At 73.1% G+C, this 25,311-nt stretch carries 19 protein-coding genes, 2 pseudogenes and 1 riboswitch; of the genes and pseudogenes, 8 read left to right on the top strand and 13 right to left on the bottom strand.

Translation table 11 applies throughout. The annotated features are described in order from the left end of the window. Positions 1 to 7 precede the first annotated feature (7 nt). The gene (locus ACFVS9_RS05580) at positions 8 to 1,852 is read right to left on the bottom strand and encodes a caspase domain-containing protein (protein WP_389930249.1); all 1,845 of its coding nucleotides are present in this window, start codon (positions 1,850 to 1,852) and stop codon (positions 8 to 10) included. Positions 1,853 to 2,293: 441 nt separating this feature from the next. Here ACFVS9_RS05580 and ACFVS9_RS05575 point away from each other — a divergent pair, with 441 nt between their 5' ends. After that, on the top strand, positions 2,294 to 3,115 hold the full coding sequence (locus ACFVS9_RS05575; protein ID WP_389930246.1) for a hypothetical protein: 822 nt from the start codon (positions 2,294 to 2,296) through the stop codon (positions 3,113 to 3,115). A 169-nt stretch (positions 3,116 to 3,284) separates the two neighbouring features. Here the strand turns inward: ACFVS9_RS05575 and ACFVS9_RS05570 are convergent, their stop codons facing one another. After that, positions 3,285 to 4,295, bottom strand: coding sequence for a hypothetical protein (locus tag ACFVS9_RS05570; RefSeq protein WP_383115330.1), 1,011 nt, complete (start codon positions 4,293 to 4,295; stop codon positions 3,285 to 3,287). Between the two features lie 116 nt (positions 4,296 to 4,411). Here ACFVS9_RS05570 and ACFVS9_RS05565 point away from each other — a divergent pair, with 116 nt between their 5' ends. The 3 genes from ACFVS9_RS05565 to ACFVS9_RS05555 all read left to right on the top strand — a co-directional run bounded on the left by ACFVS9_RS05565 (position 4,412) and on the right by ACFVS9_RS05555 (position 6,941). Then, positions 4,412 to 5,068 carry a TetR/AcrR family transcriptional regulator gene (locus tag ACFVS9_RS05565; RefSeq protein ID WP_389930243.1) on the top strand — a complete coding sequence of 219 codons (657 nt, stop codon included), beginning with the start codon at positions 4,412 to 4,414 and terminating at the stop codon, positions 5,066 to 5,068. A 608-nt stretch (positions 5,069 to 5,676) separates the two neighbouring features. Further along, positions 5,677 to 6,180: an NUDIX hydrolase gene (locus ACFVS9_RS05560; RefSeq protein ID WP_389930240.1), complete on the top strand. Its 504-nt coding sequence runs from the start codon at positions 5,677 to 5,679 to the stop codon at positions 6,178 to 6,180. Between the two features lie 275 nt (positions 6,181 to 6,455). Further along, positions 6,456 to 6,941 (top strand): hypothetical protein, encoded by a 486-nt coding sequence (locus ACFVS9_RS05555; RefSeq protein WP_389930237.1) that lies wholly within the window; start codon positions 6,456 to 6,458, stop codon positions 6,939 to 6,941. 317 nt (positions 6,942 to 7,258) lie between these two features. Here the strand turns inward: ACFVS9_RS05555 and ACFVS9_RS05550 are convergent, their stop codons facing one another. From ACFVS9_RS05550 to ACFVS9_RS05535, 4 genes are all read right to left on the bottom strand, one after another. Continuing rightward, positions 7,259 to 7,909, bottom strand: a complete 651-nt coding sequence (locus ACFVS9_RS05550) for a thymidine kinase (RefSeq protein ID WP_383115300.1) — start codon at positions 7,907 to 7,909, stop codon at positions 7,259 to 7,261. Positions 7,910 to 7,960: 51 nt separating this feature from the next. Next, entirely contained in the window at positions 7,961 to 9,148 is a 1,188-nt protein-coding gene (locus ACFVS9_RS05545; protein WP_389930234.1) for an alkaline phosphatase family protein, read from the bottom strand. Further along, entirely contained in the window at positions 9,148 to 9,744 is a 597-nt protein-coding gene (locus ACFVS9_RS05540; RefSeq protein WP_383115298.1) for a DUF5998 family protein, read from the bottom strand. The genes ACFVS9_RS05545 and ACFVS9_RS05540 overlap by 1 nt, the downstream gene beginning before the upstream one ends. A gap of 61 nt (positions 9,745 to 9,805) precedes the next feature. After that, positions 9,806 to 12,751 (bottom strand): GNAT family N-acetyltransferase, encoded by a 2,946-nt coding sequence (locus ACFVS9_RS05535; RefSeq protein ID WP_389930231.1) that lies wholly within the window; start codon positions 12,749 to 12,751, stop codon positions 9,806 to 9,808. A gap of 146 nt (positions 12,752 to 12,897) precedes the next feature. Between ACFVS9_RS05535 and ACFVS9_RS05530 the strand changes: the two genes are divergently transcribed. After that, positions 12,898 to 13,179 carry an HPr family phosphocarrier protein gene (locus ACFVS9_RS05530; protein ID WP_383115296.1) on the top strand — a complete coding sequence of 94 codons (282 nt, stop codon included), beginning with the start codon at positions 12,898 to 12,900 and terminating at the stop codon, positions 13,177 to 13,179. 171 nt (positions 13,180 to 13,350) lie between these two features. On the opposite strand, the gene ACFVS9_RS05525 is transcribed toward ACFVS9_RS05530, so the two are convergent. The 4 genes from ACFVS9_RS05525 to ACFVS9_RS05510 form a co-directional block, all read right to left on the bottom strand. Then, the gene (locus tag ACFVS9_RS05525) at positions 13,351 to 14,046 is read right to left on the bottom strand and encodes a GntR family transcriptional regulator (protein WP_389930229.1); all 696 of its coding nucleotides are present in this window, start codon (positions 14,044 to 14,046) and stop codon (positions 13,351 to 13,353) included. A 223-nt stretch (positions 14,047 to 14,269) separates the two neighbouring features. Further along, entirely contained in the window at positions 14,270 to 15,058 is a 789-nt protein-coding gene (locus ACFVS9_RS05520) for a M23 family metallopeptidase (protein WP_383115294.1), read from the bottom strand. A 12-nt stretch (positions 15,059 to 15,070) separates the two neighbouring features. Further along, a riboswitch (cyclic di-AMP (ydaO/yuaA leader) is annotated at positions 15,071 to 15,238 on the bottom strand. Positions 15,239 to 15,429: 191 nt separating this feature from the next. Then, the gene (locus ACFVS9_RS05515) at positions 15,430 to 16,812 is read right to left on the bottom strand and encodes a M16 family metallopeptidase (protein ID WP_383115329.1); all 1,383 of its coding nucleotides are present in this window, start codon (positions 16,810 to 16,812) and stop codon (positions 15,430 to 15,432) included. Between the two features lie 26 nt (positions 16,813 to 16,838). Next, entirely contained in the window at positions 16,839 to 18,191 is a 1,353-nt protein-coding gene (locus ACFVS9_RS05510; protein WP_389930227.1) for a M16 family metallopeptidase, read from the bottom strand. Positions 18,192 to 18,437: 246 nt separating this feature from the next. Between ACFVS9_RS05510 and ACFVS9_RS05505 the strand changes: the two genes are divergently transcribed. Beyond that, positions 18,438 to 20,888 carry a DNA topoisomerase (ATP-hydrolyzing) subunit A gene (locus ACFVS9_RS05505; RefSeq protein ID WP_383115292.1) on the top strand — a complete coding sequence of 817 codons (2,451 nt, stop codon included), beginning with the start codon at positions 18,438 to 18,440 and terminating at the stop codon, positions 20,886 to 20,888. 84 nt (positions 20,889 to 20,972) lie between these two features. On the opposite strand, the gene ACFVS9_RS05500 is transcribed toward ACFVS9_RS05505, so the two are convergent. After that, entirely contained in the window at positions 20,973 to 22,037 is a 1,065-nt protein-coding gene (locus ACFVS9_RS05500; protein ID WP_383115291.1) for a CobW family GTP-binding protein, read from the bottom strand. A 12-nt stretch (positions 22,038 to 22,049) separates the two neighbouring features. After that, positions 22,050 to 22,517, bottom strand: a pseudogene (locus ACFVS9_RS05495) (citrate/2-methylcitrate synthase); the annotation flags it as partial. Here ACFVS9_RS05495 and ACFVS9_RS05490 point away from each other — a divergent pair. Next, positions 22,505 to 23,531, top strand: a pseudogene (locus tag ACFVS9_RS05490) (citrate/2-methylcitrate synthase); the annotation flags it as partial. The pseudogenes ACFVS9_RS05495 and ACFVS9_RS05490 sit on opposite strands and share 13 nt — an antisense overlap. Positions 23,532 to 23,570: 39 nt before the next feature. On the opposite strand, the gene ACFVS9_RS05485 reads toward ACFVS9_RS05490, so the two are convergent. Then, complete coding sequence (locus ACFVS9_RS05485) at positions 23,571 to 24,578, bottom strand: LacI family DNA-binding transcriptional regulator (RefSeq protein ID WP_383115290.1); 1,008 nt, start codon at positions 24,576 to 24,578, stop codon at positions 23,571 to 23,573. Between the two features lie 270 nt (positions 24,579 to 24,848). On the opposite strand from ACFVS9_RS05485, the gene ACFVS9_RS05480 reads away from it, so the two are divergent. Continuing rightward, positions 24,849 to 25,244 carry a hypothetical protein gene (locus tag ACFVS9_RS05480; RefSeq protein ID WP_389930223.1) on the top strand — a complete coding sequence of 132 codons (396 nt, stop codon included), beginning with the start codon at positions 24,849 to 24,851 and terminating at the stop codon, positions 25,242 to 25,244. Positions 25,245 to 25,311: the final 67 nt, after the last annotated feature.

Below are 25,311 nucleotides of genomic sequence, written 5' to 3'. Positions count from 1 at the left end.
TGCGCGCTCACGGCACCTGGGTGCGCACGACCACGTGGGCCGTACCCCAGCGGCCCGGCCGGCTGCCCTGGGCCGGGCCCCCCGCGTCCCTGCCGCCCCCGGCCCCGGTCAGCCGCAGCACGCCGCCCCGATCGGCGTCCCCGCCCCCGCGTGCCGATGGCACCGTCTCCGGCGACCAGGCCCCCAGCCGGAACGGGGCGAGGTTCAGTTCGTTCTCGGTCGCGATCACCTTCAGCCAGTCACGCGTGTACGCGCCCCGGGTCACGGCGCGGCCGGCGGGGAGCGAGAGCCACACGGGCTCTCCCCGGCGCGCCGCGCCGGCACGCCCGTCCGCGATGAACTCGCCCTCGTACAGGTGGGGCGACACCGCGTAACTGTCCGTCAGATCCAGCAGTACGCACCACAGGTCGCGGCCCGACCCGTTGTGGATGCGGACCCTCACCTGTGGCTGACGGCCGTCCGGCGTGTAGGTGCAGACCACCTCACCGTCCGCCGTGTGCGTCAGGGTGCCCACCGGGGTCTCCTCCACCGTCACGCGGACCAGCGAGGACAGCCAGGGGTCCGGATTGGCCAGGTCGCGGATGTGGTGCCAGCGCGCGATGTGGGCCAGGCAGTCGGCGACCCGCTCCGCGTCCGCGGGTGTGCGCAGCGGGAGGTCGGGGACGGGGTGGCCGCCGCCTCCGGAGATCCGCGCCCAGCCGTCGGCTGCGGTGACGTGCAGGCGCAGCCGGCCGGTGTCGGACGGGGACGCCGGTTCGCTGCCCGGCGGCCTCGGCACCAGGGCCGTGGTGGCCGGGTCGCCGGAGACCGTGATCGCGGGTGGGGGGAAGGCCAGCGCGGACGGTGTCACCGCGTGGACCCTGTCCCGGTCCCCCGGCACCGGCTGCCAGCCCACCGGTTCCACCGAGGACGACTCCGGCCGCACGTCACGCACGACGACGACCCTCGGCACCTCGCCGTCGTCCAGGAGGGTGAACTCCGTTCCGGGGGACGTCAGTCCGTGCGCGTGTCCGCAGTCGACCTCCCAGCCCGAGACCGTGTGCCGCAGGAGGTGGGGCGAGGTCCGCACGGAGTCCCCGTACAGGAAGCGCGCGTCTTCCGGGCCGCGCAGCTGGGGGTGCTGACGGTCGTTCAGGCCGTGTACCCGCTCCTCCACGAGGGCGTGGAGGGCCCCGTAGGTGGTCGCGGGGCCCTGCCGGCCGAGCACGTCCAGCATCGCGTGGCTGAACTGGCCCCGGACCTTCCCGTCGATGACGCGCTCGTAGGCGAGCTCCTGGGGGCGGCAGGCGGCGAGGAGTACGTGCCGGAGCGGCTCGGGACCCTCCCCGCCTCCGTCCCGGACGCCACCGGGCCGGTCCGTGGGCCACCAGGGACGCCAGGGCACACCGCGCGCGGTCGTTCCTGACGCGCCGTCACGGGTCGCGCCGCCGGAGTGGCAGCAGTCGAGCACGGCCACGACATGGGTGCCGCGCGCGGCGACGGCGTCGAGCAGTGCGCCCAGTTCGGAGTCCTGGAGCAGTGCCTGCCCGCCCCTGTCCAGGCTGTCGTGGCACACCAGGGCCTGGGACCTGCCGGTCGCCTCGCGCGGGTCGTCCGTCTCCTGGGAGCTGCCGTGCCCGCTGAACCACAGCAGCGCGGTGTCCCCGGGGCCGCCGCGCCCCAGGTGGTCCCCGATGCCCGCCCGTACGGCCGCGTGCGTGGCCTGCGCGTTGTGCAGGGTACGGAACGCGTTGGTGAGGCCGCTGCGGCGCTCCAGCCAACTCCTGGCAGCCTGTACGTCGTTGACGCAGCCCTCCAGGGGACGCTCCGGATAGTCGTCGATGCCCACGAACAGGGCGTACAGGGTTGCCATACGGTGATCCTTCCAGTCGCGGGGGCCGCGGGCCGGGCGTTTCCCGGGCGCATCCTGGGCAACTTCGGGTAACCCCATGTCCCGGCGCCCCAGGCCCAGTTGACTGGCCCGGATCACTTCGGCCGTTCCGGACGGCCGCACGCCACCGCACCGGAGGAACGCACCATGAGTCTCGGGGGACCCAGCCCGTACCGGCCGACCCGGCCGCCCGATCCGGGCCGCCCGGTTCCGCCGTCCCGGTCCCCCGGGCCGTCCGCCGCACCGCCGCCGCCCGCTCACCCGCCCCGCCCCCAGGTCCCTCCTCCGCCGCCGCACGCGCCGCGGCCCCCCGTCCCGCCGCAGTGGCCGCCGCCCCGGCCGTACAACCCGTACCTGCCCCCGCGACCGCCCGGCTCGCTGTGGGGGCGGCTGCGTGAGGACGAGTGGCCGACGCTCACGGAGGTGCTGCGGGGCGGACGGTCGAGCATCCACGGGGGCGTGTGGGCGGCGATCGCCTTCCCCTGCACCTGGAGTCTGACCCTGCCCCTGCTGGCCCTCTACCCGCTGGCCCGCTCCGCCCGGCTCAAGGCCCGGCGGCTCTTCCCCGTACGGGGGCGCCGTCGCCACGAGGACCCCGAGGTGGCCCGCGTACAGCGGTGGCGCGCCTGGACGGCCGCCGCCATCTCGGTCCTGATCCTGGCCGTGTACGGCGGACCGGAGGACTTCGGCCAGGTGCAGGACCAGTACGTCCTGAGGTGGGCCGTCACCCCGTGGCTGCTGCTGGTCACCGGCCCCCTGGTGGTCGCGGTGCTCCACCGCATGGCTTCGCCCCGGGCACGGGACCGCATGCGGCTGCCGCTGCGCACCGCGCGCCGGTCCGCCCTCTGGTACCTCGGCGCGCTCACCGTCTCGCCGACCGTCGTGCTGCTGGTGACCCCCACCGTGATGGTCCTGCCCGAGGAGTGGGCCGTGCTGCTCGTGCCCATCGGTCTCCTGTCGGCCCTGCTGACGGCCTGGGTGATGTTCTTCATGCTGTTCGCCACCGGACCCGCCGTCCGCAGCGCCTTCAACAGCACGGAGATCCACGCGGCGCTTCCCGCCCTGCTCACCGGGGCCGTGGTGTGGGAGTTCGCGATCGTGGGTCTGTTCACGGGAGGACTGCCACCCGGTCCGCCGCCGGTCCAGGTCCTGGTCTTCCTCGGAGGCCCGGTGTCGGTGACGGCCCTGGCCTGGTGGGAGATCCACCGCCTGCGCACCCGCCGGGGCGTGTCCCTGCGCGACTGAACGCGACCGGCACCACCGGCCGGCCGGCGCGCGGCGCCCCAGCGGGTCTCCGCGCGTCGGCCGGCCGGCGTCCCTGAGCACGCCCGTCCGGCCCGTACGGCGTCCGACCACCCGGGATCCGCACCGTGCCGCGGTGCGGATCCCGGGTGCGGTCACCGTGCGCGGCCGGTCATCCGCGGTACCGCGCCGCGACGGCCGCGAAGGCGGCCTTGGGCTCCCATTCCAGGTCGGGGTAGGTCTGGCCCCTGCGCCCTTCGAGGAGTTTGACGATGCCCAGCCCGGCCCGGTCCAGGTCGTCCCTGGGGTCGCCGTCCGGGCGGTGCGGGTACCCGGGCAGGGCGAAGAGGAACACGAACGCGCTGTCCACGCCCTCGGTCTCGAAGATCTCCAGCAGTTCATCGAGATAGGCGGCCTGACCGGCCTCGTCCCGCTCGTAGGTGCCGTTCAGCCGCACCGGCGCCCTGGTCTCCGGGTCGTGCTCGACCACGTCCAGCACCCGCCCGCCGCGGTCTCCCGCGCCCCGGTAGGCGGCGGTGCCGAACCCGGTGACGGCCAGCGGCTTCGGGCCCTGGGCCAGGGTTCGCACCGCGTCCCCGAACCGGTCGGCGACCTCGGCGGAGCGGATCAGCTCGTACGTCACGATGTCGAAGGGGGTCCAGTCGACCTGTTCGAACTGGATGGAGGCGTAGGTGAGTCGGCCCCGGAAGCGCTCGCGGACCGTGGCCGCGGCATCGCGGAGGAACGCGTTGACGCGTACGCCGAGCTCGCGCATCACCTCGGCCCGCCGCTCGGGGCGGCCCATCAGCTGCCCGACCCGCTCCTCGGGGCTCCGCCCTGGCAGGAACCCGCGGTTCATCACGCTCAGCTCGACCCCCGCGACGAACACCACGGCCGCGCCCCGCTGCCGGAGCCGTTCCGCGCGCTCGGCGCAGTCGCGGAGGAGCGCGAGGATCTGCTCCGGGTCCAGCTCCAGCGGGTAGGGCGAGAACCAGACCTCCAGGCCGAGCTCGGCGGCGGCAGCGGCGGCCAGCTCCAGCCGGTCCGGATCGCCGCCGATGATCTGGACCGCGTTGCAGTGCAGGTCGTCCCGGATGATGGCGAGCTCGCGCCGGACCACCACGGGGTCGAGAGGCCCGCGCGATGTCCGGCCGTGCACGACGAACCCCGTGTCGTAGGTCATTCCTCTTGCCCGCATGGCGCCGTCCTCTCCGTCGGTTCCGGTCAGGGCGAGGCTGACAGTAAAACTGCGTGCACGCAAGTTTGCGTACACGCAGCCATGTGTGGAAGGCTCACACCGTGACGACACCACCACCGGGGCTGCGGGAACGGAAGAAGCGCGCCACGCGTGAGGCGCTGCGCGGGGCGGCCCTGCGCCTGGCACTGGAGCGCGGGCCGGACGAGGTGCGGGTCGAGGACATCGCCGAGGCGGCCGGGGTCTCACCGCGCACCTACAACAACTACTTCGCCAGCCGCGAGCAGGCGATCGTCTCCGCTGTCACCGCCGACCGCGAGGAGCGGATCGCGGCGGCGGTCGCGGCGCGGCCCGCAGGAGTGCGCCTCGCCGACGCCGTCACCGAAGCAGTCGTCGAGCAGTACACGCACACCGGTGAGGGCGGACACGGGGCGCTGCTGCTGATCACGACCCGGACGGCGCTGCGCGACGCGTTCCTGGCCGCCACCGCCGGCATCGAGCTCCCGCTCGGCGCGGTGATCGCCGAGCGCCTGGGCCACGCCGGGGAACACACGGCCCGCGTTCTCGCGGCGAGCGTGGCCGCGGCGGTCCGCATCGCGCTGGACGACTGGCTCCGGCCCGCCGGGTACGAAGGGGCCACCGGGAGTCCCGGCACCGGAGGGCTGGTCGTACCCTCGGGCCCGCTGCCCGACCGGCTCCGCGCGGCCCTGCTCCCGCTCGCGCCCGCGTTCGACGCCGCCGAGCGGCCCGTCCAGGCGTGAAGTCGCCCTCCTGGGGGCATTCGCTGGACGAACGGCCTCGCATCCCGCCACCGCACCGAACGAGCCACCCGGCCGATGTGATGCCCGGCGTCCGGGAAGCGGTCGACGATCGTGCGGGCCTGTTCCTGCCCGGCCGCGAGGACGGTGTCCCCGCCGGGCCCTGCCGTCCTGCGACGCTCGGGGGCCGAGGTCCACGCGGGACGTACGACTCCCGGTCCGCCGCCGCGTGCCCGCGCCCGTCGGTGGGGACGGGGTACGACGAGGTGTACGGAGACCCGGAAGTCCTCGATCCGGCCGGCGGTTCCGGCGTGCTGAGGCCGGCCACCCTCCGGCGCGGGTGCCCTTCTTCGCCGCGCGGCGTCTCGTCCACGCCCACCGCCGCCCCGTCGCGGAGGGGCTCGACACCGTACTCATGCGCACCGGCGTCCCGGGACGCACGGCACAGCGGACGCCGCGCGCCGTGCGGGGTCTCCCCTGCCCGCTCCGCGAGCGTCCGGCCGTGCCATGCGCCGCAGGTCCGAAGACAGCGAGCCGATCAGCGGATACCGCACCCGTCTCCTGGGCGGCCCCGGCTGCCGGCGAACCCGCCCTCGCGTACGGTCTGCGGCATGGCAGCAGAGAACACGAACGCCCCGGAGCCCCGGGTGCAGTTGGTCATCGGCGTCGTCCGTCGCGGCGACGAGATCCTGCTCGTGCAGGAGAGCCTGGGCGCCGGAGGCGAGATCCTCTGGTCCCTCCCCGGCGGCGGGGTCGAGGCCGGCGAGCTCATGAACGAAGCTCTCCGGCGCGAGATACGGGAGGAGACCGGACTGCTGGTGGGCGACCCTGTACGGACCGCGTTCCTCATGCACATCGACTCCGAGCGACACCCCTCGGCGCTGGCCGTCGCCTTCGAGATCGACGAGTGGTCAGGGGACGTCGCACCCGGGGACGACGAGATCCGACAGGCCGCCTTCTTCCCTCTGCCCGACGCCCTGAAGCTGCTCGCGGAGCTGGACAGTGCGACGCAGCGGGATCCCCTCGTCGGCTACCTGAGCGGGGCCATCGCACCGGGAACCACCTGGCTGTACCGCAACCGGGGCGGGGAGGAGACACTCGTCGCCCGCTGGTGACGCCCGACGGCGCCGCGCGGATCACGGTCCACAGCTGGAGCACCCGTCACCGCCGGCACGCGCTCACTCGTCCGCAACCGTGTTCCGCGCCTGTTGTGCTGCGGATCCAGGTCTCACACCATGGCCGGGGAACGCGCACTGCCGGGGGTCACCGCTGTGTGCCGCCGGTCATCGACAGAGCCGGCGACGATCCGCCCGCGCCACCGCACCTCCCCCTGCCGGGCGGGGAAGCGCGGTCCGTCCTGCCGGCCGCCGGCGCGTGCCATCCTGGTCCCGTGCTCCTGAACGATCTCTCCAGCAGTGTCGAACTCCACCCGGTGCGCTATCAGTTCGCCACCGTCCCGGACGACTCGTACGACGACAACTGGCTGGTCGTCGACGGCACGGTGACGACTCCTGAGGGAAGCTGGTCCTTCACCGACCCGTGTCTGCTCACCGATGAGGCCCGCCAGGTGTCCGCCTGGCTGCGCGCGGTGGCCGCGGGGACGGTGGACGTCACCGCACCTGATGCCGAGGGTGAGCTGTCACCGGACACATGGTTCATCGAGCCTGTCGTGGCCTTCAGCCTCGCCGCCCGAACCGCGGCCGGGACCGCGGTGATTCGCGTTCACCTGTCCCTGGAGGCGGCACCTCCGTGGCAACAAGGTGAGGACGGGGCCGGCATCCACCAGTACGTCGTGGAGGTCAGGTCGGACGCCGCGGCGCTGCTCCACGCGGCTGACCGGTGGGACCTCTCCCTCGCGTCCCTCCCGCCCCGCTGATCCACAGACCTGACGCCCCTCCGAAGGGCCGGTTCTCACTGCCGGAGCCGGATGCCCCTCTACGATCCGGTACGCGCTGGTTCCCGGGTCGCCGGAACGGGTCATCGCGCGGCGCCGGACGAACACGAAGGAAGGCCGACCGGCGGAACCGCTCCGGCCCGCGTCGCCGCGACGGCCCGCGCTCCCTCGCCCCGACCGACGACGCGCGCCCGACCGACGACGCGCCGACCGCCCTGCGCACGGAGCCGTGCGACACCGCCCGGGCCTCCGTCGACCGCGGTGGTCCCCCGTCGAGACCGTGTGACGCGCCGCGGCGCTCAGGCCGAGGCGACCGGCAGGACATCGGGCGAGAGCGAGCCCGCACGCGCGGCGGCACTGGTCATACGGCGCCGGTGGTGACGGCGGCACAGCACCTCGTAGCCGACCTCGCCCGCCGGCCGGTCGACATCGCCCACGACGACCTGTTCGCCCTCGACCACCATCACCCCGCCCACCGTCCGGGCGTTGTGCGTCGCACGCGCCCCGCACCAGCACATGGCCTCGACCTGAAGCGTCTCCACTCGGTCCGCCACCTCGAACAGCCTCTGCGAGCCCGGGAACAGCTTCGTACGGAAGTCCGTGGTGATGCCGAACGCGAACACGTCGAGCCCGAGGTCATCCACCACACGCGCCAACTGGTCGATCTGCTCAGGCGCGAGGAACTGGGCCTCGTCCACGATCACATGGTCGACCTTGTCCCCCTGGGACATCCGCCCCACCAGGTACGCGTAGAGATCCATGCCCGGAGCGGCCTCCACGGCCTCCGTCACCAACCCCAACCGCGACGACAGCTTCCCCTCCCCCGCCCGGTCGTCCCGAGTGAAGATCACACCCTGCAGACCGCGCGCCGACCTGTTGTGACCGATCTGGAGAGCCAGGGTGCTCTTTCCGCAATCCATCGTTCCGGAGAAGAACACGAGCTCGGGCATGAGAAGGTGCGCGCCTTTCTGTGGGGCGGTGGGGGGAACGGAAAACGCCGGCTACGAGCGTACTTCGAGGAGGGGGACCAGCTGTTCCACGGGGGTCAGCGAACCGTGCATGCCGACCATCGCGGACTCGTGCGGTTCGTTGACCGAGGCGGTGATCACCACGTCGTCGTGCGCGGCCGCCACCACGTCGCCGATCCTGCCGCGCACCCGCTCGTCGACCCGGGGGCCGAACCAGCCCGCCGCCACGGCCTCGTCGCGGCTCGCCACCCAGAACTGCTCCCCCAGCACCTCACGCCAGACGGTGAGCACGTCCGCCTGGGCACCGGGGACGGCGTACACGTGGCGGGCACGGCCTTCGCCGCCCAGCAGGGCGACCCCGGCGCTCAGCTCCCAGTCCTCGTCGAAGTCGATGCGGGACTGCTCGTCGAACGGGACGTCGACCATGCCGTGGTCGGCGGTGATGTAGAGGGCCGAGCGGGGCGGCAGCTGCTCGGCGAGGCGCCGGGCGAGCCCGTCGACGTACATCAGCTGCCCGCGCCAGGCGTCGGAGTCGACACCGAAGCGGTGTCCCTGGCCGTCCACCTCGCTGTAGTACGTGTAGACGAGGGACCTGTCGCCGGCGGCGAGGCGCTCGGCGGCGAGGTCCATCCGGTCCTCACCGGTGAGCCGGCCGAGGAAGGACCCGCCGCTGAGCGCGACCTTGGTCAGGGGCGTCTGCTCGAATCCGGGGGCGGAGACCTGAGCCGTACGCACGCCCGCCGCGTCGGCGAGCTGGAAGACGGTCGGGTACGGCTGCCAGGCCTTCAGGTCGGTCCACGGCTTCCAGCGGAGCTGGTTCATCAGCGCGCCCGTGGCCGGGTTGCGCACCGTGTAGCCGGGGAGGCCGTGCTCGCCGGGGGGCAGACCCGTGCCGACGGAGGCGAGCGAGGTGGCCGTGGTCGAGGGGAAGCCCGAGGTCACCGGGCGGCCGGTGCCGCCACGGGAGGTGGGGAGCAGCGAGTGCAGGAAGGGCGCCTCGTCCGGGTGGGCCTTGATCTGCTCCCAGCCGAGCCCGTCGATCAGGAAGACGCAGTTCCGGTCGGCGGGGGTGAGCTCGGGGATCGCCGCCTCGAAGCCGGGTACGCCCTGTCCCGCGACGAGTGTCGGCAGCAGGTCGGCGAGCGAGCCGGTGCCGTACTCGGGAACGGGCGCGGCCCCGGGGGCGAGCAGCACGGGTTCCTGCCAGGCGGGCTGGACCATCAGCGGGTGGCCGCGGAGGTCGCGGCCGTGGCCTCGGAGAGGGACTGGGCGAAGACGAGGGTCTGGCGCACCGCGTCCGGACCGTCGCCGGCCTCGCTGACGCGCAGGCTCAGGTCGTCGGCGGTGGAGCTGCCCGTGTAGCCGTGGTCGGCCTCGCAGTTCGGGTCGCCGCAGGCGGCGGGTTCGAGGTCGATGCGGGAGACGGCGCCCCAGCCGATGGTCAGGACGACCTCGCGGGGCAGCGTGCCGGGCACGTACTTCTCGGGGTTGGCGACCACGCGGCTGACCACGACGGACGAGATCCGGTCGAGCTTGACCGACTCGGTGGACGTCGTGGCGTACGGCGTCGGGGAGCTCGTGTCGGCGGCCTGCTCGTCGGTGTGGCTGACGATGAAGCGGGTGTCCGTCAGGACGAGGACCGTGACGTGGCGGCGGACCTCGTTGGAGTCGAAGGTGGTCTCCTGGTGCACCAGGTACGAGGCGACCGGCTCCCCGCCGACGGCGGCCTCCACCGCCTCGGCCACGAGGGCCGGGTAGTAGCCGCTGCGCTCGATCGCCGCGCGCAGCCCCTGGGTCGTCGTACCGGTCTTTGCCATGGGGACCATCCTACGGGGGGCCGGTGACTGCCGGGGACTGCGTGCGCGGGTCCGTGGGCGGTCAGTAGCTGGGGAGCCTGCGCGGGCCGAGGTCGTTGCGGGCGGGGGGCGGCGCGAGCCGGACGCTCGCCCCGAGCACGGTGAGGCCGTGTGTGGCCACGACGACGGGTTCGAGGGTGACCGAGACGACCTCGGGGTGGTCGTCGACCAGCCGGGACACCCGCAGGAGGAGCTCTTCGAGCGCGGGGGTGTCCGCCGGCGCGGCTCCGCGCCAGCCGAACAGCACCGGCGCCGCCCTGATGGAGCGGATCAGCTCGGCGGCGTCGCGGTCGGTGGCGGGCACGAGGCGGTGGGCCGTGTCGCCCAGCAGTTCGGAGGGAGCACCGGCCAGGCCGAAGGAGAGGACGGCTCCGGCAGCCGCGTCGATGGACGCCTTGACGACGGTGTCGACCCCTCGGGGGGCCATGGCCTGGACGACGGGACGGAGTTCGGCGGGGGTGCCGAGCAGATCGGTCAGCTCGTCGTACGCCCGGCGCAGGGCGTTCTCGCTGACCAGGTCGAGGCGGACGCCCCCGAGGTCGGCGCGGTGCCGGAGATGGGGCGCGGTGGTCTTGAGGGCCACCGGGTAGCCGATCGTCGCCGCGGCGGTGACGGCGGCCTCCGGGTCGGGGGCGGGGAGCGCGGGCCGCACGGTGACGCCGTAGCGGGCGAGGAGTTCGCGGGCCTCGTCGTGGGTGAGCGGGCGGCCGCGGGGGTCGGGGTCCGGGCCGAGCAGCGTCCCGATCAGCCGGGCGGTCCCGTGCTCGTCGATGGTCTCGTCCAGGAATTCGGGCACCTTGCCGGGGGACGCCGCGTGCCGCCGCCACTGGGCGTACTTCACCACCTCGCCGAGCGCGCGGACGGCCCGCTCGGCGGCGGGGTAGGCGGGCATCCGTCCGGCGGCGGGCCCGGGGCGGCCGGTTGCGGCCGTGTCCTCGACCGGGACACCCGGTGCGGGGGCTGCCGGGGAGCCGGACGGGGAGGGGGGCGCCGACGGGGCGCTCCGCTTACGGGCGGCGGTATCGGAGGGCCGGGGTGCGGGAGAGGTCTCCTCGCCCGCCCCGGGGGCGGCGGGCCGGGGTGCGGAGGAGCCCGCCGTGCTCGTCGCGGCGGCGAGGGCCTGCGCCAGGCCGCCCATCTCCACGTGCACCACCGCCACCGGCTTGGCCGGGCCGGTCGCCGCCGCCTCGCGCAGTGCGGCCGCCAGGACCTCGCCGTCGCCGGTCTCCGCCTCGCCGTCCTCCCCCACCCAGGGGATCGCGGTCACGATCACGGCGTCGCAGGTGCGGTCGGCGAGCGCTTCGGCGAGTGCGTCGCGGAAGTCCCGCGGACCCGCCGCCGTGGTGAGGTCGCGGGGCGGGCGCGGGCGCAGCCCCTCCGCCAGGCAGGCGTCGTAGGTGAGGAGGCCGAGGGACTCCGAGTTGCCCAGGATCGCCACACGGGGGCCGGCCGGCAGGGGCTGGCCGGCGAGGAGGAGGCCGACGTCGACCATCTCGGTCACGGTGTCGACGCGGATCACGCCCGCCTGGCGCATCAGCGCGGACACGGTCGCGTCGGGGATGCGGCTGACGGGTACGGCGTGCCCCGGCGGATTGGTCCCGCTGTGCCGGGCGCCCTTGACCACGACCACGGGTTTCACGGCGGCGGTCCTGCGGGCGAGCCGGGTGAACTTGCGCGGGTTGCCGAGCGATTCGAGGTACAGCAGGGCGACGTCGGTGCGCTCGTCCTCGTACCAGTACTGCAGGAAGTCGTTGCCGGAGACGTCGGCCCGGTTGCCCGCGGAGATGAAGGCGGACAGTCCCGCACCCCTGCGGTGGAGGCCGGACAGGACGGCGATACCGATGGCGCCGGACTGGGTGAAGAGCCCGATGCGGCCGGCCTTGGGCGACTCCGGGGCCAGGGAGGCGTTGAGGCGGACCGCGTCGGAGGTGTTGATGATGCCGAAGGCGTTCGGGCCGATGATCCGCATGCCGTACGAGCGTGCCTGGCGGACCAGTTCCCGCTGCCGCTCCCGCCCTTCGGCGCCGCGCTCGGCGTAGCCCGCGGAGAGGACGACGAGGCCCCGGACCCCGTGCTCCCCGCAGTCGGCGACGGCCTCGGGCACCCGGTCGGCGGGGACCGCGACGACCGCCAGGTCGACCCGCTCGCCGATCTCGCCCACGGAGCGGTGGGCGGGCACCCCGTCGACCGTGCCCTGGCCGGCGGCGAAGGACGTGTTCACCGCGTAGGTGTGTCCGGTGAAGCCCGAGCCGAGGAGATTGCGCAGCACCGTCCTCCCCACGCCGCCCGGCACGCGGCCGACGCCCACGACCGCGACGGACCCGGGGGCCAGCAGCCGCTGGACGGAGCGCGCCTCGGCCCGCTGTTCACGGCCGCGCTGGACGGCGAGCGACTCGGCCGTGGGCTCCAGGTCGAGGGTGAGGTGGACGGAACCGTCCTCGAAGCTGCGCTGCTGGGTGAACCCGGCGTCCCGGAAGACCTTGATCATCTTGGTGTTGGCGGGCAGGACCTCGGCGGCGAAGCGCCGGATGCCCCGCTCCCTGGCGACCGCCGCGATGTGCTCGAGCAGGGCCGACGCCACCCCGCGTCCCTGGTGGGCGTCCTGGACGAGGAAGGCGACCTCCGCCTCGTCGGCCGGGGCGGAGGCGGGCCTGCCCTGCCCGTCGATCCGGTCGAAGCGGACGGTGGCGATGAACTCGCCTCCGATCGTGACGGCGAGGCCCACCCGGTCGACGTAGTCGTGGTGGGTGAAGCGGTGCACGTCCCGGGCGGACAGGCGCGGGTACGGGGCGAAGAACCGGTAGTACTTCGACTCGTCGGACACCTGTTCGTAGAAGCTGACCAGCCGTCCGGCATCGTCCGTGGTGATGGGCCTGATGCGCGCGGTGCCGCCGTCGCGGAGCACCACGTCCGCTTCCCAGTGGTCGGGGTACGCGTGATGCGGACTCTGCTCCGGAGTGGGCTCCATGGGCAAAGCCTACGGCTCGGGGCACCGGTCGCGGCGGGATGGCCGCGGGGGCACGCTGAGGGGGCCCGGCGGCCGTGCCGGGCACGGCAGTCCGCACGCATGAGAGACTGGTCTAGACAACTCATCGTTACGTGAAGGGCAGAACCATGGCTGAGCGCCGCGTCAACGTCGGTTGGGCCGAGGGCCTGCACGCCCGCCCCGCTTCCATCTTCGTCCGTGCCGCCACGGCCTCCGGCGTCCCCGTGACCATCGCCAAGGCGGACGGCAGCCCGGTGAACGCCGCTTCCATGCTCGCGGTGCTCGGCCTGGGCGCCCAGGGCGGCGAGGAGATCGTGCTGGCCTCCGAGGCGGACAACGCCGAGGTCGCGCTGGACCGCCTGGCGAAGCTGGTCGCCGAGGGGCTCGAGGAGCTCCCCGAGACCGTCTGATTCCGGCCGATCCGGACCGGATTCAATTCTGCGGAAAAGCCGCGGCACCCCGACCGGGAGCCGCGGCTTTTCCGTTTTCCGATCCACGGCGGGAAACACTCCGGAAAACCGGATCAGGGCAGCAGGAAGAAAGCCCTCCGATAATTACCCTCTTTGTATACGGCGCAATTGTTAATGACGGGCTCCCGCGATGTTTACGGGGTGTTGCGAAGTCCTCACCCGGGCCGCGTCCCCGGGCCGGTCCGTCCGCCGCAGCCGGTGGGCGGCGGTCGCCCGCTCGGCGTGCTGGGTGGCGAGCGCCCTGGCCCGCTCCGCGTCACGGCGGGCCACCGCGTCGACGAGGGCGCCGTGCTCGGCCCACGAGTCCGCAGGGCGGGCCGGCTGCTCGACGGCGTACATCCAGGCGATCTTGTGACGGAGCTGGGTGAGGAGCGCGATCAGCGCGGGGCTGCCCGAGGCCTGCGCCAGCGTCTCGTGGAACCAGCCGCCCAGCGAACGCAGATCCTCCCCCTCCCCCCGGCGCACCCGCTCCTGCCCCAGTCTGACCAGGCCGCGGAGCACCTTGAGGTGCGCCTCGGTGCGGCGCTGCGCGGCGCGGGCGGCACCGAGCGGCTCCAGCAGCATGCGGATGTCCAGGAGGTCGGCGGCCTCCTGCTCCGTGGGCTCGGCGACACAGGCACCGGCGTGCCGGCGGGTGACGACGAAGCCCTCGGACTCCAGGGTGCGCAGCGCCTCACGCACGGGGACGCGGGAGACGCCGTACCGGCGCGCGAGCACCTCCTCGGTGAGGCGGCTGCCCCGTTCGAAGACACCGGAGACGATGTCGTCACGGATTGCCGTGCATACCGAATGCGCGGGAATGCGCATGTCCGAACCTCCGCCTTAATCCCCGCGAAACGCGGCCGATCGACGCCTGTTCTGTGACTCTATTGCAACCGGCCGGAATTTCCGACGGCGGGGTGGAATCCATGGATATCTTTTGGCCAGGGAGCACTTCCGCGAGGGGTTCGGCGGGCGTTGCCGGGAGGCACGCCGAAGGCCCCGGCGGATGCCGGGGCCTTCAAAGGAGCGGGTGCCGTGCGCCGTGCGGTCAGACCTGGACGCCGTGGGCCCGGAGGTAGGCGACGGGGTCCATGTCCGAGCCGTACTCGGGGGTGGTCCGGGCCTCGAAGTGCAGGTGCGGCCCGGTGGAGTTGCCGGTCGAGCCCGACAGGCCGATCCGCTCGCCCGAGGCGACGCTCTGGCCGACGGACACGCCGATCGAGGAGAGGTGGCCGTACTGCGTGTACGTGCCGTCCTTCATCCTGAGGACGATGTTGTTGCCGTAGGCGCCGCCCCAGCCGGCCTCGACGACCGTGCCGGCGCCGACCGCGACGACGGAGGTGCCGGACGCGGCACGGAAGTCCACACCGGAGTGGCTGCCGGAGGACCAGAGGGCGCCCCCGGACTTGTACCCGGTGGTGACGTGCGAGCCGGCGACCGGGAGGTGGAAGGAGTTGAGCCGGGCGCGCTCGGCGGCGCGGGCGGCGCGCGCCTTCTCCTCGCGGGCCTCCTCGGCACGGGCCGCCGCCTTGCGCTCGGCCTCGGCCTTGGCCTTCGCCCTGGCCTTCGCTTCGGCGGCGGCCTCGGCCGCGACGTCGGCCTGGTGCTGCTGGGCCTTCGCCTGGGCCTCGATCTGGGCGGCGAGGGTGGCGTCGAGGGCGACGGTCTGGGTCAGGCCGGTGCTCGCGGTGACCTCGGAGTCCGCGGCGAGGGCCGGGGAGGCGGTGGCGCCGATGACGCCGGTGGTGGCCAGGGCGGCGACGCCGGCGACCCTGGCGCTCTTGCGCGTCAGGCGACTCGGGGCGCGGTGCTTCCCGGTGGCACGGATGAACGCCATGGAGGGGCTGGTCCTTTCCTTCCTTCTCGCCTACCGGGTTAGCTGACGGGTTCGGAGCAGGAAGGTCTCCTACGGCCCCCGAGCCCCGTACGAGGCGCGAGGAACCGATTCACCCCAGGGACATGGTGGGTCCCCGGCTCCCCAGGCTCGCGCCTGACGGGGACTCGGCGATGGCTGTCCGGCGCCGCGGGCGCGGCAGTGGTTCGGCGGACAGCCCGGGCGACGCTAGAGCGGGCCCCTCGGCCCCACCAAACGGAAATGACCTTTTGTCGTACATCCCACAGGGCGAACAGTGATTTTTGCCGCGAAAAGGACACATGACAGAACCCCGGCGCGCAGGTGCTCGCCGGGGTCCGTCATGTCCGGATCCGTCAGCCGCTGACGACCGACACCTCACCGATGCCGAGCGCGCGCACGGGCTCGGCGATCTGCGCGGCGTCCCCGACCAGGACGGTGACGAGCCGGTCGACCGGGAACGCGTTGACCACGGCGGCGGTCGCCTCGACCGTGCCGGTCGAAGCCAGGCGCGCGTACAGCTGGGCCTGGTAGTCGTCCGGGAGGTGCTGCTCCACCTGGTCGGCGAGCGTGCCGGCGACGGAGGCCGCCGTCTCGTACTTCAGCGGGGCCACGCCCACGAGGTTCTGCACGGCCGTCTCACGCTCGGCGTCGGTGAGTCCCTCGGCCGCCAGGGTGCGCAGGACCTTCCAGAGGTCGTCGAGCGCCGGCCCGGTGGACTCGGTGTCGACCGAGCCGCTGATGGCGAGCATCGCGGCACCCGTCGCACCGGAGGAGGAGCCGGGCGCCGTCGAGCGCAGCACCTGCCCGAAGGCCCGGACACCGTAGGTGTAGCCCTTCTCCTCGCGCAGCACGCGGTCCAGCCGGGAGGTGAGGGTGCCGCCCAGGCAGTACGTGCCGAGGACCTGGGCGGGCCACACGCTGTCGTGCCGGTCCGCGCCGATCCGCCCGATCAGGAGCTGTGTCTGCACGGCGCCGGGACGGTCGACGATGACCACACGGCCGGTGTCGTCCGCGGTGATCGGGGGCACGGGGCGGGCCTGGCCGGCGTTGCCCGTCCAGTCCCCGACCGTGTCCGCGAGCAACGCGTCCAGGTCGAGACCGGTGAGGTCGCCGACGACGACCGCCGTCGCCGTGGAGGGGCGGACGTGGGCGTCGTAGAAGGCGCGCACGGCGGCGGCGTCGATGCGCCGGACCGTCTCCTCGGTGCCCTGGCGCGGACGCGACATCCGCGCCGTCGCGGGGAAGAGCTCACGGGAGAGCTGCTTGGCGGCCCGCCGGGCCGGGTTGGCCTGCTCGTGCGGGATCTCGTCGAGGCGGTTGCCCACCAGGCGCTCGACCTCGCTCTCCGCGAAGGCCGGGGCCCGCAGGGACTCGGCGACCAGGCCGAGTGCCTTGGCCAGCCGCGAGACCGGGACCTCCAGGGAGACCCGGAGACCCGGGTGGTCGGCGTGCGCGTCCAGGGTGGCTCCGCACCGCTCCAGCTCGGCGGCGAACTCCTCCGCGGAGTGCTTGTCCGTGCCCTCGGACAGGGCGCGCGCCATGATCGTGGCCACACCGTCCAGGCCCTCGGGCTCCGCGTCCAGCGGGGCGTCGAGGAAGATCTCCACGGCCACGACCTGCTGGCCGGGGCGGTGGCAGCGCAGCACGGTCAGCCCGTTGGGCAGGGCGCCGCGCTCCGGGGCGGGGAAGGCCCAGGGCCTGGCCTCGCCGGCGGTCGGCTGCGGGTGGTACTCCATCGCTACTCCAGTCACGGCGGCGTCGGTCACTTGTCGGCCCCCTCGTGCGCGTCGGTGCCGTCGGCCTCGTCGGCCGGTTCGACCGGCTCGTAGACCAGGACCGCGCGGTTGTCGGGGCGCAGGTGCGCCCGGGCGGCGGCCTTCACCTCGTCGGCGGTCACGTCGAGGACACGGCCCACGGCCGTCAGGGCGAGCTGGGGGTCACCGAACAGGACGGCGTACCGGCACAGTTCGTCGGCGCGGCCGGCGACCGTACCGAGGCGGTCCAGCCACTCGCGCTCCAACTGGGCCTGCGCCCGCTCCATTTCCTCCGGGGTGGGGCCCTCCTCGGCGAACCGGGCGAGCTCCTCGTCCACGGCCGTCTCGATCTGCGGCACCTCGACCCCACCGGACGTCTTGACGTCCAGCCAGCCGAGCGAGGGCGCTCCGGCGAGCCTGAGCAGCCCGAATCCGGCGGCGACGGCCGTACGGTCGCGGCGCACGAGGCGGTTGTGCAGACGGGACGACTCGCCGCCGCCGAGCACGGTCAGCGCCAGGTCCGCGGCGTCGCACTCGCGCGAGCCGTCGTGCGGCAGCCGGTAGGCGGCCATCAGCGCACGCGCGGGGACCTCCTCCTTGACGACCTCACGCAGCTGCTCCCCGATGGTGCCGGGCAGCGTGCCGTCGCGCGGGGGCTGCTTGCCGTCGTGGGAGGGGATGGAACCGAAGTACTTCTCGATCCAGGCGAGGGTCTGCTCCGGGTCGATGTCCCCGACGACGGAGAGCACCGCGTTGTTCGGCGCGTAGTACGTGCGGAAGAACGTCCGCGCGTCCTCCAGGGTCGCCGCGTCCAGGTCCGCCATGGAGCCGATCGGCGTGTGGTGGTACGGGTGGCCCTCCGGATAGGCGAGCGCGGTCAGCTTCTCGAAGGCCGTGCCGTACGGGACGTTGTCGTAGCGCTGGCGGCGCTCGTTCTTCACCACGTCCCGCTGGTTCTCCATGGACTCCTCGTCGAGCGCGGCGAGCAGCGAGCCCATCCGGTCGGCCTCGAGCCACAGGGCCAGCTCCAGCTGGTGCGTGGGCATCGTCTCGAAGTAGTTGGTGCGCTCGAAGCTGGTCGTGCCGTTCAGGGAGCCGCCGGCCCCCTGCACCAGCTCGAAGTGCCCGTTCCCCTTGACCTGGCCCGAGCCCTGGAACATCAGGTGCTCGAAAAGGTGAGCCAGGCCCGTGCGTCCCTTGACCTCGTGCCGGGAGCCGACGTCGTACCAGAGGCACACCGCGGCGACGGGGGTCAGATGGTCCTCGGAGAGCACCACGCGCAGGCCGTTGGCCAGACGGTGCTCGGTCGCCGTCAAGCCGCCGGAGCCGGCCTGGGCTGTGGCCGTGTGACCCATGGGCATGTACGTCCCTTCGATCGGTACAGGATTTCCTGCCGGACCTGCCACTCTAGGCAAGCGCACGGGCACCTGGCGAAGTTCCCGCCGGGTGAATGTTGTCGTGGACGCCGGGGTGAACAGGGCCTCCGCGGGGGTGCCGGGGACCGCTTCGGACGGGTCGAGGTCGGCGTTGTCGGCACGGCGGTCCACAATGGTCGGCGTCAGAACCTGAGGTTGCCCGACCGAATCCGTGAAGGAGTCGCAGCCGCGATGGCCCGCCGCAGCACGAAAACCCCGCCGCCGGACGACTTCGAGGAGAAGATCCTCGACATCGACGTCGTCGACGAAATGCAGGGCTCCTTCCTCGAGTACGCGTACTCGGTGATCTACTCCAGGGCTCTGCCCGACGCCCGCGACGGCATGAAGCCCGTACACCGCCGCATCGTGTCCCAGATGCACGAGATGGGACTCCGCCCCGACCGCGGCTACGTGAAGTGCGCACGCGTCGTCGGCGAGGTGATGGGAAAACTGCACCCGCACGGCGACGCGTCGATCTACGACGCGCTGGTGCGCATGGCACAGCCGTTCTCGATGCGCCTGCCCCTCGTCGACGGGCACGGCAACTTCGGCTCGCTGGGCAATGACGACCCGCCGGCCGCCATGCGGTACACCGAGTGCCGTATGGCCGACGCCACATCACTGATGACGGAGTCGATCGACGAGGACACCGTCGACTACCAGTCGAACTACGACGGCCAGGAGCAGGAGCCGGTCGTCCTCCCGGCGGCGTACCCGAACCTCCTGGTCAACGGCGCGTCCGGGATCGCCGTCGGCATGGCGACCAACATGCCGCCGCACAACCTCGGCGAGGTCATCGCCGCCGCCCGCCACCTGATCCGGCACCCGGGCGCCGACCTCGAGACGCTGATGCGCTTCGTGCCCGGCCCCGACCTGCCCACCGGCGGCCGGATCGTCGGCCTCGGCGGCATCAAGGACGCCTACGCGTCCGGGCGCGGCACGTTCAAGATCCGCGCCACGGTCGCCATAGAGAACGTCACGCCCCGCCGCAAGGGTCTCGTCGTCACGGAACTGCCCTTCAGCGTCGGCCCGGAGAAGGTGATCGCCAAGATCAAGGACCTGGTGGGCGCGAAGAAGCTCCAGGGCATCGCGGACGTCAAGGACCTCACGGACCGGGCGCACGGCCTGCGTCTGGTGATCGAGGTCAAGAACGGCTTCGTGCCGGAGGCCGTGCTGGAGCAGCTCTACAAGCTGACGCCGATGGAGGAGTCCTTCGGCATCAACAACGTGGCGCTGGTCGACGGACAGCCGCTCACCCTCGGGCTCAAGGAACTCCTGGAGGTCTACCTCGACCACCGCTTCGACGTGGTGCGCCGGCGCAGTGAGTTCCGCAGGACCAAGCGCCGCAACCGGCTGCACCTGGTCGAGGGCCTCCTGGTGGCGCTGGTCGACATCGACGAGGTCATCCGTCTCATCCGGGACAGCGACAACTCCGCGCAGGCGAAGGAGCGCCTGATGGAGCGCTTCTCGCTGAGCGAGATCCAGACCCAGTACATCCTGGACACCCCGCTGCGCAGGCTCACGCGCTTCGACCGGATCGAGCTGGAGACCGAGCGTGACACGCTCAGCCAGGAGATCGCCGAACTGACCGCGATCCTGGAGTCGGACGCCGAACTGCGCAAGCTGGTCTCCTCGGAACTGGCCGCGGTGGCGAAGAAGTTCGGCACCGACCGGCGCACGGTCCTGCTGGAGTCCTCGGGTTCGCAGGTCGCTTCCGTGCCGCTGGAGGTCGCCGACGACCCGTGCCAGGTGCTCCTGTCCTCGACCGGCCTGCTCGCCCGTACGGCCAACGCCGACCCGATCGTGCAGGCCGAGGACGCGAGGCGGACCAAGCACGACGTGATCGTGTCGGCCGTCGCCGCCACGGCACGCGGGGACGTGGGCGCGGTGACGTCCGCCGGACGGCTGCTCAGGCTCTCGGTGATCGACCTGCCGCAGCTCCCGGACACCCACGCGGCCCCCAACCTGTCGGGCGGGGCGCAGTTCGCGGAGTTCCTCACCCTGGAGGCGGACGAGGACCTGGTCTGCCTGACCACCCTGGAGGAGGACGCGCCCGGCCTGGCCATCGGCACGCTCCAGGGGGTGGTGAAGCGTGTGGTGCCCGACTACCCGCCCCACAAGGACGAGTTGGAGGTCATCACGCTGAAGGACGGTGACCGCGTCGTCGGCGCGAAGCAGCTGCGTACGGGCGAGGAGGACCTGGTCTTCATCACGTCCGACGCGCAGCTGCTGCGTTATCCGGCGTCGTCGGTGCGTCCGCAGGGCCGCGCGGCCGGCGGTATGGCGGGCGTGAAGCTCGGAGCGGGCGCGGTCGTGCTCTCCTTCGACGCGGTGGACCCCTCGGCGGACGCCGCGGTGTTCACGGTCGCCGGGTCCCACGGCACGCTGGACGACTCCGAGCGGACCTGGAAGCTGACCCCGTTCGACCAGTATCCGCGCAAGGGCAGGGCCACCGGCGGGGTGCGCTGCCAGCGCTTCCTCAAGGGTGAGGACGTCCTGGTGTTCGCCTGGGCCGGCGAGACCCCGGCACGGGCGGCGCAGAAGAACGGCGCACCGGCCGAACTGCCGGCCCCCGACCCGCGCCGCGACGGCTCGGGTACGCCGCTGACGAGCCAGGTCGCGGTGATCGCGGGACCGCTGTAGGACACACCGGCCGGACGGCGGGCACACCGTCGGGACCAGGACGGGGTCACGGCCCGTCCTGGTCCCGGCGGCAGGCGCCGGGCCTCAGATCGCGTCGTCGTCCGGCTGCCGCACGTACCGCAGGACGCCCCACATGCTGCGCTCCAGCTCCTCGGTGGCGTCCTGCCGGGCGTCCGTGCAGTTCTCGAGTTCCTTGCGCAGCGCCTGGGCGTCGATCCCCGAGCCGATCAGCACGAGCTGGGTCCGCCGCGGTGCGCCGCGGGCCCAGCGCTCCGGCACGAAGCGCAGGAACCTGCCGACGGTGTGCAGGGCGTAGCGGTTGGCGGGGTCGCCCGCACCGAAGTCGGCGAATCCCTTGATCCGGTAGAGGCCCATGGGACGGGAGTCGAGGAACGCCATGAAGCGCCGGGGGCTGAGCGGCGCGTCGGCGGTGAAGGAGACGCTCTCGTAGGCCGCGTGCGGGTGCTCCTCGTGCGTGCGGCCGGCCTCGGGAAGCAGGTCCTCGAACGTCAGCTGGCGGAAGCCGTCGTCCTCGTCCGGCCTCAGCACGGGGTCGAAGAGCAGCCCGGGATCGATCCGCCCGTAGGCGGAGCGGACGACCGCGGCCCTTCCGCCCGCCGCGTCGACCCTCTCCCTCACGGCCCGCAGCTCCGCGTCCGCGACCCGGTCGGTCTTGTTCAGGACGACCAGGTCGGCGACCGCGAGGTGGCGGTCGATCTCCGGGTGCCGCTCCCGGGTGGCGTGGAACTCGGCGGCGTCGACGACCTCGACCAGCCCCCCGTACCGGATGTGCGGATTGTCGCTGGCCAGCAGCATCCGTACGAGTTCCCGGGGCTCGGCGAGACCGCTCGCCTCGATGACGATGACGTCGAGCCGCGCGGCCGGCCCGGTCAGGGTCTCCAGGTAGGTGTCGAGCTCGCTCGCGTCGACGGCGCAGCAGAGGCAGCCGTTGCCCAGGGAGACCGTGGAGCCGACCTGTCCCGCGACGGTCATGGCGTCGATCTCGATGGCCCCGAAGTCGTTGACGATGACGCCGATCCGGTTGCCGGCCCGGTTGCGGAGCAGGTGGTTGAGCAGGGTCGTCTTGCCTGATCCGAGGAACCCCGCCAGGACGACGACCGGGATCTGCGGGGCGCGGGGCGGGGTCAACGGGGGCCTTCCTCAGGTGGGTCGGGGTGCCGGTACGGGGTGCGGGGGCGGGGTGCCGACGTAGCGGGCCGCCGGGCGGATGATCTTCGGGTCCTCCGCCTGCTCCAGGATATTGGCGCTCCAGCCGACCATGCGCGCGGCACAGAAGGTGGGGGTGAACATCGCGCGCGGCAGGCCGCAGAGCTCCATCACGACGCCCGCGTAGAACTCCACGTTCGTGTGCAGCTCGCGTCCCGGTTTCAGCTCGGCGAGGATCGCCTCCACCCGGCTCTCCACCTCGACGGCGAGGTCGACGAGAGGGCCGCCGAAGCTCCGCACGACCGAGCGGAGCATGCGCGGGCGCGGGTCCTCGGTGCGGTAGACGGGGTGCCCGAATCCCATGATCCGGTCCCCCGCGAGGACCCGTTCGCGGATCCAGCCGTCGATCCGGTCCGGGGTGCCGATCGCGTCCAGGGTGTCCAGCGCACGGCTGGGCGCGCCGCTACGGCTACGAGACGACGGCCGAGTGGATCTGGACCGGCGAACTCCGCCCCGGCATCCGTCTCACGGCGCCGGCGGAATCCCTGGCGGCGGCGCGGCGCACCGCCGCCTCGCTGCCACGGCACAGCAGCTCGACCGACCGGCTCCGGGCCGCTGTCGCCGCGGCCGCGGTCTCCGACCCCCTGCGCTTCGACCTCTCCCCCGAGGGGGTGCTCACCAGCGCGCGGCCTGATCCCCACCCTGGTGGGCGCGTTGCCGCCGGCCGACGGGCGGGTGGTCGACGACGACGGGGACGGGGACGGCAGTGGCTCCCTCGCCGAACGGCTGTGGCCCAAGCTCTCCGCCGCGCCCGCCGACGCGGCCTCCCTGGCCGTGCTCGACACGGCGCTCGCCCTGCTGGCCGACCACGATCTCGCCGCCTCGACCCTGGCGGCCCGGGTCGCCGCCTCGACCCACGCGCATCCGTACGCCGTGGTCTCGGCGGGGCTGGGCGTACTGGAGGGCCCGCTGCACGGAGCCGCGAGCGGGCCGGCGCACCGCATGCTGTCCGAGGTCGTGGACCGGGGCGGAGCCGCTCCGGTCGTCGCCGACCATCTGCGGGCCGGCCGACGGGTGCCCGGGCTCGGCCACCGCCTCTACACGGGCGAGGACCCGCGGGCAGGTGCGCTGTTCGCGATGCTGGACGAACTGCCGCACGCGGCCCCGGCCATGGCGGCGGCCCGCGACGTGGTCGCGACCGCCACCCGCCACAGGCCCCTGCACGCCAATGTCGACCAGGCCCTGGCCGTCCTCGCGGTCGCGTGCGGGATGCCCGCCGAGGCGGGCGAGACGGTGTTCGCCGTCTCCCGCACGACGGGCTGCATCGCCCACGCGATGGAGGAGTACACGGAACCGCCGTTGCGCATGCGGCCCAGCGGGCAGTACACCGGCCCGCGCCCCCCGAGGCAGCTGCCCGCTCCGGCCGGAGACGCACCGGAGGAGGCACCGCACCAGCGGCCCGGTCCCGCAAATTAGCTACATCCGACGGAAATTCTCACCGGGCTCCCCCGGCGGCTACCGGGGCGGGCGGGCCGTGGATCCGCGGACGACCAGCTCGGGCTCGAAGAGGAGCTCGTCCGAGGGCACCGTACGGCCCCCGATCTGCACCGAGAGAAGCTCGACCGCAGCCCTGCCCATGGCCTCGATCGGCTGCCGCACCGTGGTCAGCGGCGGCTCGGTGCAGTTCATGAACGCGGAGTCGTCGTAGCCGACGACGGAGACGTCCCCGGGCACCGAGAGCCCGCGGCGGCGCGCCGCGCGCACCGCGCCCAGGGCCAGCGGGTCGCTGGCGCAGATGAAGCCGGTGACCCCTTCGTCGAGCAGCCGCATGGCCGCCGCCTGACCGCCCTCGAGCGAGAACATGGCCCGGGCCACCCGCTCGTCCGGCACGGTCACGCCCGACCGGGCGGCCAGCGTGCGGGCAGCGGCGAGCTTGCGCTGCGAGGGCATGTGGTCGGCGGGGCCGAGGACGAAGCCGATCCGCTCGTGGCCGAGCGAGACGAGGTGGCGCCAGGCCTGTTCGACGGCGACCGAGTCGTCGCACGAGACCGCGGGGAATCCGAGGTGGGCGATGGCGGCGTTGATCAGGACGACCGGGATCTTGCGGTCGGCGAGCACCTTGTAGTGGTCGTGGGGGGCGTCGGCCTGGGCGTACAGCCCACCCGCGAACACGACTCCGGACACCTGCTGCTGCAGGAGGAGTTCGACGTAGTCCGCCTCGGAGACCCCGCCCTTGGTCTGCGTGCAGAGCACCGGGGTCAGCCCCTGCTGGGCGAGCGCGCCCCCGACCACTTCGGCGAAGGCCGGGAAGATCGGGTTCTGGAGCTCGGGCAGGACCAGTCCGACCAGCCGGGCGCGCTCACCGCGGAGCTGCGTCGGACGCTCGTATCCGAGCACGTCCAGGGCGGAGAGAACGGCTTGCCGTGTGGCGTCGGAGACGCCTGGCTTGCCGTTCAGCACGCGGCTGACCGTGGCCTCGCTGACTCCTACTTTCTGGGCAACCTGAGCAAGTCGTCGCGTCATAAGCGCAAGATTAGCGCAAGAAACGCAAGAAGATTGCGTTACTGCGGATCCCCATAGAACGCTCACAGATGGAGGGCTCGGAGGCAAGAGTCCTGTTCCGGCTGACCTTGCACCTGAATCTGCACAGGTCGGCCGAATGGTGCGGGCGCCGCCGGATGCCGCTGATCCCGGCGGCTGCCGCCCCGAGGGTGGTGGACGGGGCGCCACCGCACCGGCCAAACGCGGTGTGATGGACTGCCGTCCGTTCGCCGTTGGCCAAGAGGGGGAGCCATGACCACCGACGCACCGTCCCAGCACACGCCGCCCGATCCCGCGGACGCCGCACCGGCGCCGACCGCGCGGGAGCTACGGCAGGCGGACCGCATCGGTGCGTGGTCGATCGCCTGGATGCTCCTGGCCCTGCTGGTCTGGGGAGGCTTCGCCTTCCTGATGCTCGCCGACTACGGCCCCGAGTACGGGGACAGGGCCATGTGCCGGGGCCCGCTGGTCGGCCCGGTGTCCGACGACCTCCGGTGCCGCGACGAGCTGCGCCAGTGGCCCGCCCTGCTGGGCATCATGGCGCTGGCGGTCGTCGTGACCATCACGGCGGCGGCGACCACGGTGTACGCGAAGGTCCTCTCCCGCCTGGAACGCCGCACCGTGCCCGGCGCGCGGCCGCAGGCCTGAGTCTCCGGCAGGGGGCGGGAAGGGGCGGCCCCGCGCGGCTGAGGAGAGGTACTCGGGCGGGCCGGAC

The sequence above is a fragment of the Streptomyces sp. NPDC058008 genome, from assembly GCF_042886395.1.
GTDB lineage: Bacteria > Actinomycetota > Actinomycetes > Streptomycetales > Streptomycetaceae > Streptomyces.
This window is presented reverse-complemented; position numbering and strand designations above follow the sequence as displayed.

Excerpts from the sequence above, each read along its gene's own strand:
- ACFVS9_RS05580 (WP_389930249.1), bottom strand. The coding sequence starts at position 1,852 with ATGGCAACCCTGTACGCCCTGTTCGTGGGCATCGACGACTATCCGGAG.
- ACFVS9_RS05525 (WP_389930229.1), bottom strand. The coding sequence starts at position 14,046 with ATGCGCATTCCCGCGCATTCGGTATGCACGGCAATCCGTGACGACATC.
- ACFVS9_RS05515 (WP_383115329.1), bottom strand. The coding sequence starts at position 16,812 with ATGGAGTACCACCCGCAGCCGACCGCCGGCGAGGCCAGGCCCTGGGCC.
- ACFVS9_RS05570 (WP_383115330.1), bottom strand. The coding sequence starts at position 4,295 with ATGACCTACGACACGGGGTTCGTCGTGCACGGCCGGACATCGCGCGGG.
- ACFVS9_RS05535 (WP_389930231.1), bottom strand. The coding sequence starts at position 12,751 with ATGGAGCCCACTCCGGAGCAGAGTCCGCATCACGCGTACCCCGACCAC.
- ACFVS9_RS05510 (WP_389930227.1), bottom strand. The coding sequence starts at position 18,191 with ATGCCCATGGGTCACACGGCCACAGCCCAGGCCGGCTCCGGCGGCTTG.
- ACFVS9_RS05505 (WP_383115292.1), top strand. The coding sequence starts at position 18,438 with ATGGCCCGCCGCAGCACGAAAACCCCGCCGCCGGACGACTTCGAGGAG.
- ACFVS9_RS05560 (WP_389930240.1), top strand. The coding sequence starts at position 5,677 with ATGGCAGCAGAGAACACGAACGCCCCGGAGCCCCGGGTGCAGTTGGTC.
- ACFVS9_RS05550 (WP_383115300.1), bottom strand. The coding sequence starts at position 7,909 with ATGCCCGAGCTCGTGTTCTTCTCCGGAACGATGGATTGCGGAAAGAGC.
- ACFVS9_RS05540 (WP_383115298.1), bottom strand. The coding sequence starts at position 9,744 with ATGGCAAAGACCGGTACGACGACCCAGGGGCTGCGCGCGGCGATCGAG.
- ACFVS9_RS05485 (WP_383115290.1), bottom strand. The coding sequence starts at position 24,578 with ATGACGCGACGACTTGCTCAGGTTGCCCAGAAAGTAGGAGTCAGCGAG.
- ACFVS9_RS05545 (WP_389930234.1), bottom strand. The coding sequence starts at position 9,148 with ATGGTCCAGCCCGCCTGGCAGGAACCCGTGCTGCTCGCCCCCGGGGCC.
- ACFVS9_RS05480 (WP_389930223.1), top strand. The coding sequence starts at position 24,849 with ATGACCACCGACGCACCGTCCCAGCACACGCCGCCCGATCCCGCGGAC.
- ACFVS9_RS05530 (WP_383115296.1), top strand. The coding sequence starts at position 12,898 with ATGGCTGAGCGCCGCGTCAACGTCGGTTGGGCCGAGGGCCTGCACGCC.
- ACFVS9_RS05520 (WP_383115294.1), bottom strand. The coding sequence starts at position 15,058 with ATGGCGTTCATCCGTGCCACCGGGAAGCACCGCGCCCCGAGTCGCCTG.